The organism is Microbacterium sp. NPDC089188, from assembly GCF_040685155.1.
Lineage (GTDB): Bacteria > Actinomycetota > Actinomycetes > Actinomycetales > Microbacteriaceae > Microbacterium > Microbacterium galbum.
On sequence record NZ_JBFBHH010000001.1, the window covers coordinates 835,308 to 848,311 of the forward strand.

Genomic DNA, 13,004 nt, shown 5'->3' on the forward strand with positions numbered 1-13,004 from the left:
GGAATGACCGATGACACCTCCGGACCCGCGGTAGCCATCGATCCTCACGCGGGCAGCCGGCACAAGACGATCCGCGGCTGGGTGTTCTGGCCCGCCGCCGCCATCGCGCTCGCGTTCATCGCCTTCGCGCTGTTCTTCCCCGCCGCGGCCGAGGCCACGTTCGACACAGTGCAGACGACCATCGTCTCGACCTTCAACTGGTACTACGTGCTGATCGCGGCGTTCTTTGTCGTCTTCGCCCTGGCGATGGGCTTCAGCCGCTTCGGCAACATCAAGCTCGGCCAGGATGACGACGAGCCCGAGTTCTCGACGATGTCGTGGTTCGCGCTCCTCTTCGCCGCCGGCATGGGGATCGGCCTCGTCTTCTACGGCGTGAGCGAGCCGCTCAGCCACTTCGTCTCGCCCCGCCCCGGCGTCACGGGCACCCCCGCGGAGCTCGCGCAGCAGGCCATGTCGCAGACCTTCCTGCACTGGGGCGTGCACGCGTGGTCGATCTACGTCGTGCTGGGCCTCGCGCTCGCCTACGCCTTCCACCGTCGCAAGCGTCCCCGCACCATCCGGTGGGCGCTCGAACCGATCCTCGGCGCGCGCCTCGTGCAGGGCGGCTGGGGCAACGCGGTCGACGTCGCCGCCCTCGTCGGCACGCTCTTCGGCGTGGCGACCTCCCTCGGTCTCGGCGTCATCCAGATCAGTGCGGGTCTCGACTTCCTCGGGGTCGTACCGCCCAGCATCATCAGCCAGGCCGTGATCATCGGCATCATCACCGGCTTCGTCCTGTTCTCGCTGCTGTCCGGCGTCGGTAAGGGCATGAAGTGGCTCTCGAACATCAACCTCGTGCTCGCCGGGCTGCTGATGCTCTTCCTGCTCTTCGTCGGCCCCACCGAGTTCCTGCTCCGCGACGTCGTGCAGTCCATCGGCAACTACATCCAGAGCTTCGTCGGCCTGTCGTTCACCGTCAGCGCCTACGCGGGCGACGACGGTGTGGCCTGGCAGGGCGCGTGGACGGCGTTCTACTGGGGCTGGTGGATCTCGTGGGCCCCCTTCGTCGGCATCTTCATCGCGCGCATCTCGCGCGGCCGCACGGTGCGCGAGTTCGTGGTCGGTGTGATCCTGGTGCCCACGCTCGTCGGCATCCTGTGGTTCACCGTGCTCGGCGGGACCGCGATCTACGGCGAGCTGACCGGCACGGCCTCCTACACCGGTGCGGACGGGTCGGTCGACGTGTCGACGGCGCTGTTCCAGATGCTCGAGGGGGTCCCGGGTTCGGCTGTGCTGATCATCGGCTTCCTCATCCTCATCGCCGTGTTCTTCGTGACCTCGGCGGACTCGGGCGCTCTGGTGATGAGCATGATCGCGACCGGCGGCGAGGAGGAGCCCAAGAACTGGGTGCGCGTGTTCTTCGCCCTCGCCACCGCCGTGATCGCCTTCGCCCTGCTCATCGCGGGTGGACTCCAGGCGCTGCAGACGGCGGCGATCAGCATCGCGCTGCCCTTCAGCGTCGTGCTCCTCGCGATCTGCTGGGCGACGGTCGTCGCCTTCCGCCGCGAGATGAAGGCGTACGACAGGGCCGAGCGTGCGCAGTTGCGCGACGCGATCGGGCAGCACTACGGCCTCGAGGTCGAGGAGCCCAACCAGCGGGGCATCTTCGGCCTGCCGGCCCGCTGGCGCCACCGCCGGTCCGCCGCGGCGCCGGGCGAGGGCGCCGCCGGCGCGCCCGTCGCCGACAAGGACGCCCCCGAGACGGTGTCCGGTTCGTCCTCGTCAGGCTGAGTCCACTGTTCGACGCGAAGACGCCGCCCCGGTCCGCCGGCGCGGCGTCTTCGTCGTGAGTGGGCGGTGCGCAAGCCCACCGGCCACGGCAACCGCCGGGCGTTGACTGTCCCCGACACGCCGCACCGCGCGTGCGGGGTCGGCGTGTTCTGGACACTCGACGTTCACTCGCGCGGACTCGCGCGGCGGGCGCGTGAGGCGTATAGTCCATGTGGACTAGTCGAGACGGACCACATGAGCGGAGGAGTAGACGGATGCCGGAAAGCACTCGCCTCACGCCCGTCGCGGTCATGATCCTCGCCACCCTCCGCGAGGCGGACATGCACACCTACGAACTCGTGCGCCTGTTGCGCGAGCGAAAGGACGACCGGCTCGTGCCCCTTCAGAAGGGCACGATCTACCACACGGTCGCCCGGCTCGAGCGCGACGGTCTGCTCGCCGAAGCGGGCGTCGACCGCGAGGGGAACCGTCCCGAACGCACCACCTACACGCTGCTCGACGCCGGTCGCCGCGCGGTCGAGGAGTGGGTGCGCACCGAACTGCCGCAGATCGAGCGCTCGGCCGACTTCCGCGTCGCGCTCTCCGAGGCGCACAATCTCGAGCGCGACGAAGTGGTCGCCCTGCTCGATCGACGCCGTGCCCTGCTCGTCGCCTCGGCGCACGAGCACCGCACGGGCCTGGACGGGGCGGCCCATCGCGGCGTCCCCGACCAGTTCATGGTCGAGGTCCAGCGGCAGGCCGCGCTCCTCGACGCCGAACTCGCGTGGCAGGACGCCCTGCGCGCGCGCCTCGCCGACGGCTCCCTCGCCTGGGGCCCCGACGAGATCCCGGAACACTTCACGAAAGAACGCGTCTCGAAGGAGACCACCCCATGACCGATTCCCGCGCCGCATCCGCGGCAACCTCTTCCACCGGATCGACCCGCACCGGGTCGCACGGCACCCCTGCCCGCAGCCCCTGGCCCGCCCTGTGGGCCCTGGTCATCGGCTTCTTCATGATCCTGGTCGACACCACGATCGTCTCGGTGGCCAACCCGGCCATCAAGGCGGCCCTCGATCCGGACACCAACAACCTCGACAACGTCGTGTGGGTCACCAGCGCCTACCTGCTCACGTACGCGGTGCCGCTGCTGATCACCGGCCGCCTCGGCGACCGCTTCGGCCCCAAGAACATCTACCTCGCGGGCCTCGCGATCTTCACCCTCGCTTCGCTCGCGTGCGGTCTCGCCCCCACTCTCGAGGTGCTGATCGTCGCCCGCGCCGTGCAGGGCCTGGGCGCCGCCCTCATGACGCCGCAGACGATGGCGGTCATCACCCGCACCTTCCCGCCCCAGAATCGCGGTGCGGCCATGGGTCTGTGGGGAGCCACCGCCGGTGTGGCGACGCTCGTCGGTCCCCTCGCAGGGGGCCTGCTGGTCGACGGCCTCGGCTGGGAGTGGATCTTCTTCATCAACATCCCCGTCGGCGTCATCGGCTTCATCGCCGCCGTGATCCTGGTCCCGCAGCTCCCGCGCACCGCGCACAAGTTCGACATCCTCGGTGTCGTCCTGAGCGCCGTCGGGCTCTTCCTCATCGTGTTCGGGCTGCAGGAGGGCGAGCACTACGCGTGGGCGGCCTGGATCTGGGGCATGGTCATCGCCGGCGTCGCCGTCATGGCGGTGTTCATCTGGACCCAGGCGCGCAGCACGGGCGAGCCCCTCGTGCCGCTCGATCTGTTCCGGGACCGCAACTTCTCGATCGCCAACCTAGCCATCGCCGCCGTCGGTTTCACGGTGACGAGCATGGCCCTGCCGCAGATGTTCTACCTGCAGCTGGCCCGGGGTCTCACGCCCACCGAATCGGCGCTGCTGCTGGTGCCGCTCGCGATCCTCTCGGGCGTGCTGGCCCCCTTCGCCGGCAAGCTGCTCGATCGCACCGACCCGCGCTTCCTGCTCGTGCCCGGTCTTCTGCTGGTCGGCGGATCGCTGGGGCTGTACACGGCGCTCATCCTGAACGACGCCCCGATCTGGGCCTTCCTCATCCCCGCGGCGTTCATGGGCATCGGCAACGCCGGGATGTGGGGCCCGCTGGCGACCACCGCGACGCGCAACCTGCCGCCGCGGCAGGCGGGCGCCGGTGCGGGCATCTACAACACGACCCGTACCGTCGGCTCGGTCATCGGCTCGGCATCCATCGCCGCCTTCATGCAGGCCCGCCTCGAGGCCAACCTGCCGGGGGCAGCGGATGCCGGGGCCAGCTTCGGATCGGGACCGCTCCCGGAGCAGGTGGTCGGCGGATTCTCGCAGGCGATGGGTCAGTCGCTCCTGCTGCCGATCGTCGTGATCGCCGTCGGCCTCGTCGCGGTGCTGTTCATGCGCCGTCCCGCGATGATCCGCCCGCACGGTGCTCCGCGCGACGCGGGCTCCGCGCAGCAGACGGCGCAGGCCGCCCCCGCCTCCGCGGGGGAGTAGGACCCGGATGTCGGACGCCGTCACCCCGTGCGGGTGGCGGCGTTCGTCGTTCGTCGGCTCGGCGACCTCACGCGCGCCGCTCGCAGCGCAGCGCTCCGACCGCGCGCTCGCCCCGTGCCTCACGCGCGTGCGTCTCGATCACGTCGAAGCCGACGGCATCCACTCGACGAGCCAGCTCGCCGGCCGGCCACCGCCAGGCGCGCGTGACGGCGTGGTCGAAGGGCTCCAGCGACGTCCCGACGAAGAAGCCGACGAGCAGACCACCACCCGGGCGGGTCACGCGCGCGAACTCCCGCAACGGCGTCGAGATCTCCTCGGGCTAGTGGTGGATGGTCGAGAACCACGACAGGATGCCCCCGAAGGCGCCGTCCGCCGCGTCGAGTCCGTCGATCGAACCGACATCGAATCGCACACCGGGATGCGCCGACCGTGCGTGCTCCACGAATCGCGGCGCGAGGTCGACCCCACGCACATCCACGCCGCGGTCGGCCAGGTGTCGCGTCCAGTGGCCGGGGCCGCAGCCCGCATCGAGGACCGGGCCCGAGAGCCGCCCGGCCCACGCGTCGACGATCGCGCGGTCGACCGGGTGCACGGCATCCATCGATCCGAGCGCGGTGATGTATTCGTCGGCTCGGGCCTCGTACGCGATCGCGCTCATCCGTCGAGGGTACGGTGCAGGGCGGGGGTCGGGTCGGCCACCGAGCACGCGGGAGGCCTGTTATCCCGTCAGAACGCCTCGCCGTCAGGCGGGCGGCGGCGCGGTCGACCCGCGGACGATCAGCTCCGAGGGCAGGACCGCCGCAGCGTCGGGGGTGGTGCCGCTCATCGACTGCAGCAGCAGGTCGACGGCGAGGGCGCCGGACCGGCCGATCGGCATGCGGACGGTGGTGAGGCTGGGGGTGACGGCACCGGCGAGATCGATGTCGTCGATCCCGACGATGCTCACGTCGTCGGGGCATACCCGGCCGAGCTCGCCCATGCCGGCCTCCAGGCCGAGCGCGACGAGATCGTTGTAGGCGATCACGGCGGTGGCCCCGCTCGCGATGGCCGCGGCGGCGTTCGCTCGCCCACCCTGGATCGACGCGGCGTGATTGCTCAGGCGGGTGAGGCGGATGCCGAAGCGCTCGCAGGCGCGCGCGACGGTGTTCGCGCGCTGGTCGTCGGCCCAGGAGCCGTGGGGGCCCGAGGCGTAGGCGATGTGCGCGTGTCCGAGGGCGGCGAGGTGCTCGACGGCCTGGCTCGGGCCGCGGTCGGCGTCCATGATCACGCACGAGGCGCCGGGGATCAGTCGGTTGATCACGACATGGGGCGTCTCGCCGATCAGGGAGAGCACCTCCTCCTCGGGCAGGCGCGGGGAGCACAGCACGAGGCCGTCGGCCTTCATCGCGAGCTCGATGGACTCCCGCTCGCGGCGCAGATCTTCGTCGGCGTCGTAGAGCACGATGCGATGGCGCCCGTGCCACGCCTGGCCCTGGATGGCCTTCAGGAGGGTCGCGTAGACCGGGTTCGCGGCATCCGGGACCACGACCGCGATCGTGCGCGTCCCCATCGGAGCCTGGGGGGCCGCGTAGCCCAGCTCGGCGGCGGCGACGCGCACCCGCTCGAGCGTCGCGGGGGCGAGGCGGTCGGGTTCGCCGAAGGCGCGGGAGGCCGTGGCGATCGAGACGCCCGCATGCCGCGCCACCTCGGTGAGATTCGCCGTCATCCGTGCTCCTTCGTGCAGTCCTCCCATCATCGTGCATGGTTCCATGAAAACGGTTGACAAGTTTGTACAAACAACGCACACTGCTTGTATGCCGATCATCGACGATCCCTCCGGACCGACCGCGAGCCTGCACCGCGGCGCGCGGATGTCCGTCGCCTCTTCTCCCGCCCCGAGAGCCGCCGGCATCCTGCATCTCGGTCTCGGCAGCTTCCACCGGGCCCACCAGGCGGTCTACACCGCTGCGGCCCTCCGCGCCGAGGGCGGGGACTGGGGCATCGTCGGCGTGGCCTCCCGCTCGCGCCGGGTCGTCGACGCGCTGCACGCCCAGGACCACCTCTACGCCGTCGCCACGGTCTCGCCCGAGGCGACGACACTCGACATCCCCGGCGTCCACACCGATTCGTACGTCGCCGCCGCCGATCCGGCCCGAGTGGTCGCCGACCTCTCCGACCCCCGCATCCGGATCGTGACGCTGACGGTGACCGAGAACGGCTACAGCTTCTCGCCCTCGACGCAGCACCTCGACGTGACCGATCCGCGCGTGCAGGCCGACCTCCGCGGCGGCGCACCCATGTCCACCATCGGCCAGCTCGCCCGAGGCCTGCAGGCGCGGGCCTCCGCCGGCGGGGCGCCCCTCTCGATCCTGAGCTGCGACAACCTGCTCTCGAACGGCTCGCACACAGAGAAGCTCGTTCGCGAGTTCCTCCAGGAGCTCCCGGATGCCGAGGGCAGCGACGTCCTGACCTACCTCGACCGTGCCGTGACGTTCCCCTCGAGCATGGTCGACCGCATCGTCCCCTCGACCACCGCCGAGCTGACCGACCGCGTCGCCGGACTCCTCGGCGTGCGCGACGAGGTCCCCGTCCCGGCCGAGCCTTTCACCATGTGGGCCATCGAGGACCGCTTCGCCGGCGGTCGACCCGCTTGGGAGGCCGGAGGCGCCGTGTTCACCGACGAGGTCGGCGCGTACGAGCAGCTCAAGGTGCGCCTGCTCAACGGCACGCACTCGCTCATCGCCTACCTCGGCGCTCTGCGGGGGGTTCCGACGATCCCGGATGCCATCGCCCTGGCCGACATCGAAGCCGCCGCCGCGGCGGTCCTGCGCGGCGAATACGAGCCCTCGGTCACCGCTCCGGCCGGGGTGGACATCGAGCAGTACGAGCGCGACCTGTTCGCCCGGTGGGGGAACAGCGCGCTGGGGCACCGCACGAGTCAGGTGGGCTCCGACGGATCGGTGAAGCTCGGGCAGCGCATCCCGGGGCCGATCGCCCACGCCCTCGACCGCGGGGAGTTCCCGCACCTCATCGCGCTCACGGTCGCCGCCTACCTCGCCTGCGTCGCCCCGCCGGCCGGCTTCGACCCCGGCCCGCACGCCGAGGCGATGACCGACCCCGCGCGCGAACGGCTCACCGCGGTCCCGACGCGCGACGGGCGCGACCTCGCGCACCGCGCCATCGTCGACCTGCGGCTGTTCGGCGACGACGTCGCCCATCGGACGGCCTTCGTCGACCGGGTCGGCGACCTCGTCGACACCATCGTGCGGCGCGGCGTCGAGAGCGCGATCGCCGACAGCCTTGCGGCGGCCGGCAGCCTGGCGCACCCCGCGACCTGACCCCACCCCCGGTGCTCCCCGAGCGCCCCACCACCCCTGCGCTCCCGAAGCGCGAGACGACAGGAAAGAGACGCGATGAAGCTCCTCGCGATCCACGGCGCGGAAGACATCCGCTGGGAAGACCGCCCGACGCCCGAGCCGGGCGAGGGCGAAGTGCGCCTGCGGGTGCGCTACGTCGGCATCTGCGGGTCCGACCTGCACTACTACTTCCACGGCAAGAACGGCGAGTACGCCGTGCGCGAGCCCCTCACCCCGGGCCACGAGCTCTCCGCAGAGGTCGACCTCGACCCCTCCGGGCGTCTCGCGCCAGGGACCCCGGTCACCGTGCACCCTGCACGGTTCGGGCCGGAAGTCACCGGCCTCGAGGACCGCCCGCACCTGCGCGCCGGAGGCGACTACCTCGGCAGCGCCGCGGGCTTTCCGCACCGCCAGGGCGGGGCCGCCGAGATGCTCCTCGTCGAGGAGCACATGATCCGCGTCCTCCCCCCGGGGCTGTCCCTCGAGCGCGCCGCGCTCGCCGAGCCCCTCGCCGTCGCCATCCACGCCGTGGGCCTCGCGGGAGATCTGACCGGTAAGCGCGCTCTCGTCATCGGCGCCGGGCCCATCGGCCTGCTCGTCGTCGCCGCGGCCGTGAACGCGGGCGCCGCGATCGTGGGCGCCGGCGATGTCCGGCCCGAGCCTCTGGATCGGGCGCGCGCTCTCGGCGCGACCGAGACCTTCCTCGTGGGCACCGACGCGATCGCCCCCGAGTCGTTCGACGTCGTCTTCGAGTGCTCGGGAGTCGGTGTCGCCCTCACGCAGGCCGTTCGCGCGACCCGCCGCGCCGGCACCGTCGTGCAGGTCGGCATGCTCCCCGACGCCGAGATCGGGGTGAACCTCGCCCCGATGCTCGCGAAGGAGGTCACTCTGCGCGGCGCGTTCCGCTTCTCGACCGAGATCAACGACGCGATCGCCCTGCTCGCATCCACCGACGCCCTCGACGCGGTCGTCTCGCACGTCCTCCCCGCGACCGACGCGGTGGCCGCGTTCGCCACGGCGCGCGACTCCTCGGCCTCCGCCAAGGTCCTCCTCTCCCTCTGACCCGCTTCACCGAACGATCATCATCACTACGAAGGAGTAATCCGATGAGCAGCTCTTCCGCCCCCGGCGTCGACGCGTCGTCGTCGACGCCCGTCGCCAAGCGGTCCGTGGGCGATCTCGCCCGCGCGGCCGTCTCGGGCTGGCTCGGCACCGCGCTGGAGTTCATGGACTTCCAGCTCTATTCGCTGGCCGCCGCCCTCGTCTTCAGCCAGATCTTCTTCGCCGGGGGCGACGCCGCGATGGCGGTCGTGCTGGCGATGGCCACCTACGGCGTGGGCTACGTGGCCCGCCCGGTCGGCGCGTTCTTCTTCGCCCGCATCGGCGACAAGATCGGTCGCAAGCAGGTGCTGTTCTACACGATCCTGCTCATGGGGGCCGCGACGACGCTGATCGGCGTGCTGCCCACGTACGAGCAGGTCGGCATCCTCGCCCCGATCCTCCTCGTCATCCTCCGCCTGGCCCAGGGCTTCGGCGCGGGTGCCGAGATTTCGGGCGCGGGCGTCATGCTCGCCGAGTACGCCCCCGACAACCGTCGCGGCGTCGTGGCCTCGCTGGTCGCCCTGGGCACGAACTGCGGCACGCTGTTCGCCTCGGGCATCTGGGCGATCCTGCTCGCCGTGATGATGGAGAGCGACGTCATCGCGTGGGGGTGGCGCATCCCCTTCATCGGCAGCGCGATCATCATGCTCTTCGCCCTGTGGGTGCGCTTCAACCTCAAGGAGAGCCCGGTCTTCGAGGAGCGCACCGATGTCGTCGACGGCAAGGCGCTCTCGCGCGCCGAGCTGCAGAAGGTCGCCACCGAGACCAACGACATCCGCACGCTCGAGTCGCTGCAGAAGAAGCCCCTCAAGGCCGTGCTCGTGTCGTTCTTCCTCCGCTTCGGCCAGGCCGGCAACTCCGGCATCGTGCAGACCTACCTGATCTCGTTCATCACGATCACCCTCGCCATCTCGAAGGAGGTCGGCCCCGAGATCGTCATCGTCTCGTCGCTGATCGGCTTCGTCACCATCCCCGTGGTCGGCTTCCTCGGCGACAGGTTCGGCCGCCGCCGCATGTACATCGTCATGTCGGCGCTGTCGCTGCTGCTGATCGTCCCGACCCTGCTGCTGATCAACTCGCGCGAAGTGGGTGCGATCTTCGTCGGCTACGCGCTGATCCACAACATCTCGGTGCTGGGTCTGGCGTCCATGGAGAACATCTCGATCCCCGAGATCTTCGGTGCCCGCAACCGCTACACCCTCACCGCCGTCGTCCGCGAGATCGCCGCCATCATCGCCACCGGTATCGGCCCCGTCGTCGCCGCCGCGTGGGTGGCCGCCGCCACGGGCAGCATCGTCCCGATCATGGTGCTCATGGGGGTCTTCACCGCCTCGGCCCTGGTCGCCGCGATCGTCGCCCCCGAGTGGACCGGTCGCGACCTGACCGACCCGCGCGCCGCGATGTGACCGCGGGGCGCGACGCCCCGCACCCCGGGCGGGCTCGTGACGGCGAGCCCGCCCGGCATCCCTCTTCCCTCCTCGAGAAAGACCCCGCATGAGCATCGAATCCGTCGACGTCATCGTCACCAGCCCCGGCCGCAACTTCGTCACCCTGAAGGTCACCACCAGCGACGGCGTCGTCGGATGGGGGGATGCCACCCTCAACGGCCGCGAGCTGTCGGTGGCGTCGTACCTCTCCGACCACCTCGCCTCGATGCTCATCGGCCGCGACGAGGACCGCATCGAGGACACCTGGCAGTACCTCTACCGCGGCGCGTACTGGCGCCGCGGACCCGTGACCATGGCCGCGATCGCCGCGGTCGACATGGCGCTGTGGGACATCAAGGCCAAGAAGGCCGGGATGCCGCTCTACCAGCTGCTGGGGGGCGCCAGCCGCGACGGCGTGCGCGTCTACGCCCACGCCTCGGGCACCGACTTCGCCGCGCTTTCGAACGCGATCACCGGCTACCGCGAACTCGGCTTCACCGCCGTGCGTGTGCAGACGGGCGTCCCCGGCCTCGGCCAGATCTACGGCGTCTCGGCCGCGGGCCCGGGCGTGCGCTACGACTACGAGCCGGCCAAGCGCTCCGGCGACCGCCCCGCCGAGGAGACCTGGGACACCCGCCAGTACCTCAACCACATGCCCGGGGTGTTCGCGAAGATCCGCGAGGAGTTCGGCACCGACCTGCGCCTCCTCCACGACGGTCACCACCGCATGTCGCCGATCGAGGCCGCCCGCTTCGCGAAGGACGTCGAGCCCTACGACCTCTTCTGGCTCGAGGACGCCACCCCCGGCGAGGACCAGACGGCGCTGCGCCTCATCCGTCAGCACTCGACGACCCCGCTCGCGATCGGCGAGGTCTTCAACACCGTGTACGACTACCAGACGCTGATCACCGAGCGCCTGATCGACTACGTGCGCTCGGCCGTGACCCACACCGGCGGCATCACCGCGATGAAGAAGCTCCTCGACTTCGCCGCGATCTACGGCATCCGCTCCGGCATCCACGGCCCCACCGACATTTCGCCCGTCGGAATGGCCGCTGCCCTGCACCTGGATCTGGCGATCCACAACTTCGGCATCCAGGAGTACATGCCGCACAACGAGCAGACGCTCGAGGTGTTCCAGACCTCGTTCACCTTCGACAAGGGCTTCCTGCACCCCGGCGACCAGCCCGGTCTTGGCGTCGAGCTCGACGAAGAGGCCGCCGGCGCGTTCGAGTACACGAAGGCGTACCTGCCCGTGAACCGCCTCCTCGACGGGACCGTCCATGACTGGTGAGCTCCCCTCCCGCACCGTCGCCTCGAAGCTCGTCGTCGTCGCCCGGGCGTCCGCCGCGTCGGATTACGCGCCGGTGCTCGCCGCTCTCGCCGAGGCGGGCGTGCAGAGCGTCGAGCTGACGCTCACGACGCCGGGCACCTTCGACGCCTTCGCCGACCTGCGCTCGTCGTTCGACGGCGACCTCGGCATCGGCACGGTCACGAACCTCGATCAGCTCGAGCGCGCGATCGCCGTCGGCGCCGACTACGTCGTCACCCCCATCACCTCGACCGCCCTCGTCGAGCGCGCGGTCGCCGCCGGCATGCCGATCGTCCCGGGTGGTCTCACTCCCACCGAGCTGTTCGCCTCGTGGTCGGCGGGCGCCTCGGCGGTGAAGGTCTTCCCGGCCGGACAGGTCGGCCCGGGGTACCTGAAGGACCTGCGCGGACCGTTCCCCGACATCGCCGTCGTCCCCTCCGGGGGAGTGGATGCCGACTCCGCGGCCGCGTGGCTCGCCGCGGGCGCCGTGGCCGTCAGCGTCGGCGGCCCGCTCCTCGGCGATGCGTTCCGAGGCGGCGACCTCGGCGCGCTCCGCGACCGGGCGAGGCGGTTCGTGGAGGTGTGCGCGTCGTGACGCGCGTCGTCACCCTCGGCGAGACCATGGCGCTCGCCCGCACGACCGAGATCGGCTCGCTCCGGCACGCGTCGGGGCTCGCGCTCGGCATCGGTGGGGCCGAGAGCAACGTCGCGGTCGGGCTGCGGCGCCTCGGCGTCGATGCGTCGTGGCTCGGTCGGGTCGGTGACGACCCCCTGGGCGAGCGGATCGCGCGCGAGCTGCGCGGGGAGGGCGTCGACGTCCACGCTCTCGTCGATGCCGGAGCGCCCACGGGCCTGATGATCAAGGAGCGTCCGTCCGCGGCATCCACCGCCGTGCACTACTACCGCCGCGGCTCGGCGGGGTCCCGCGTGAGTGCCGCCGATGTGCCCGACGGGTGGGTCGAAGAGGCGGCGCTGCTGCACGTGACGGGCATCACGCCGTTGCTGTCCGACACCGCCCGCGCCACCGTGCTCGCGGTCGTCGAGCGGGCCCGCGACGCGGGCGTGCCGGTGAGCTTCGACATCAACTACCGTTCGGTGCTCGCCGCCCCCGAGATCGCGGGGCCGCTGCTGCGCGAGATCGCGGAGCACGCGACCCTCGTCTTCGGCGGCGTCGAGGAGCTCGAGCTGCTGGGGCCGGATGCCACCGCCTCGCTCCTCGCGGAAGGGGTCGCACAGGTGGTCGTCAAGCGCGGCCCCGAGGGGGCCGCCGTCTTCACGCCCGACGGCGTGACCGAGGCTCCGGGCTTCGTGATCGAGCCGCTCGACACCGTCGGCGCGGGGGACGCCTTCGTGGCCGGCTATCTCAGCGCCTGGCTCGAGGAGCGGTCGGGCGCGGACGCCCTCGTCCGGGGCAATGCCTGCGGGGCGATGGCCTGTCTCGTGCCCGGCGACTGGGAGGCGGCCCCGACGCGGCGCGACCTCGAGCGCTTCCTCGTCGGCGGTGGGGATCCGGTGCGGCGCTGAGCGTGACAGTCGCGCCGCACTGAGCGGTCCGCGGCCGATCGGTGCGCGGCGGGTGCGGGGCGCCGGGGATGCGGTCGTGTCGGGAT

Annotated in this window: 12 protein-coding genes; 9 read left to right on the forward strand and 3 right to left on the reverse strand. The window is 71.2% G+C overall.

All coding sequences use genetic code 11. The annotated features are described in order from the left end of the window. Positions 1-3 precede the first annotated feature (3 nt). From AB0N80_RS03840 to AB0N80_RS03850, 3 genes are all read left to right on the forward strand, one after another. Positions 4-1,770: a BCCT family transporter gene (locus tag AB0N80_RS03840; protein WP_363577658.1), complete on the forward strand. Its 1,767-nt coding sequence runs from the start codon at positions 4-6 to the stop codon at positions 1,768-1,770. 254 nt (positions 1,771-2,024) lie between these two features. Further along, entirely contained in the window at positions 2,025-2,645 is a 621-nt protein-coding gene (locus AB0N80_RS03845; protein WP_363577660.1) for a helix-turn-helix transcriptional regulator, read from the forward strand. Further along, on the forward strand, positions 2,642-4,219 hold the full coding sequence (locus AB0N80_RS03850; protein ID WP_363577662.1) for a DHA2 family efflux MFS transporter permease subunit: 1,578 nt from the start codon (positions 2,642-2,644) through the stop codon (positions 4,217-4,219). The genes AB0N80_RS03845 and AB0N80_RS03850 overlap by 4 nt, the downstream gene beginning before the upstream one ends. Before the next feature lie 67 nt (positions 4,220-4,286). On the opposite strand, the gene AB0N80_RS03855 is transcribed toward AB0N80_RS03850, so the two are convergent. The 3 genes from AB0N80_RS03855 to AB0N80_RS03865 all read right to left on the reverse strand — a co-directional run bounded on the left by AB0N80_RS03855 (position 4,287) and on the right by AB0N80_RS03865 (position 5,924). After that, positions 4,287-4,499: a hypothetical protein gene (locus tag AB0N80_RS03855; protein ID WP_363577664.1), complete on the reverse strand. Its 213-nt coding sequence runs from the start codon at positions 4,497-4,499 to the stop codon at positions 4,287-4,289. A 39-nt stretch (positions 4,500-4,538) separates the two neighbouring features. Further along, positions 4,539-4,877 (reverse strand): class I SAM-dependent methyltransferase, encoded by a 339-nt coding sequence (locus AB0N80_RS03860; RefSeq protein WP_363577666.1) that lies wholly within the window; start codon positions 4,875-4,877, stop codon positions 4,539-4,541. 84 nt (positions 4,878-4,961) lie between these two features. Beyond that, on the reverse strand, positions 4,962-5,924 hold the full coding sequence (locus tag AB0N80_RS03865) for a LacI family DNA-binding transcriptional regulator (protein WP_363577668.1): 963 nt from the start codon (positions 5,922-5,924) through the stop codon (positions 4,962-4,964). An 88-nt stretch (positions 5,925-6,012) separates the two neighbouring features. Here AB0N80_RS03865 and AB0N80_RS03870 point away from each other — a divergent pair, with 88 nt between their 5' ends. From AB0N80_RS03870 to AB0N80_RS03895, 6 genes are all read left to right on the forward strand, one after another. After that, on the forward strand, positions 6,013-7,536 hold the full coding sequence (locus tag AB0N80_RS03870) for a mannitol dehydrogenase family protein (protein ID WP_363577670.1): 1,524 nt from the start codon (positions 6,013-6,015) through the stop codon (positions 7,534-7,536). Between the two features lie 75 nt (positions 7,537-7,611). Further along, complete coding sequence (locus tag AB0N80_RS03875) at positions 7,612-8,616, forward strand: L-idonate 5-dehydrogenase (protein ID WP_363577672.1); 1,005 nt, start codon at positions 7,612-7,614, stop codon at positions 8,614-8,616. Between the two features lie 44 nt (positions 8,617-8,660). Then, a complete protein-coding gene (locus AB0N80_RS03880; protein WP_315993828.1) occupies positions 8,661-10,061 on the forward strand; it encodes an MFS transporter in 1,401 nt (466 codons plus the stop codon). 88 nt (positions 10,062-10,149) lie between these two features. Continuing rightward, on the forward strand, positions 10,150-11,376 hold the full coding sequence (gene manD / locus AB0N80_RS03885) for a D-mannonate dehydratase ManD (protein WP_315993827.1): 1,227 nt from the start codon (positions 10,150-10,152) through the stop codon (positions 11,374-11,376). After that, positions 11,366-11,989 (forward strand): bifunctional 4-hydroxy-2-oxoglutarate aldolase/2-dehydro-3-deoxy-phosphogluconate aldolase, encoded by a 624-nt coding sequence (locus tag AB0N80_RS03890; RefSeq protein WP_363577674.1) that lies wholly within the window; start codon positions 11,366-11,368, stop codon positions 11,987-11,989. The genes manD and AB0N80_RS03890 overlap by 11 nt, the downstream gene beginning before the upstream one ends. Further along, positions 11,986-12,918 carry a sugar kinase gene (locus AB0N80_RS03895; RefSeq protein WP_363577676.1) on the forward strand — a complete coding sequence of 311 codons (933 nt, stop codon included), beginning with the start codon at positions 11,986-11,988 and terminating at the stop codon, positions 12,916-12,918. Before AB0N80_RS03890 ends, AB0N80_RS03895 begins: the two co-directional genes overlap by 4 nt. The last annotated feature ends 86 nt before the right edge of the window (positions 12,919-13,004 follow it).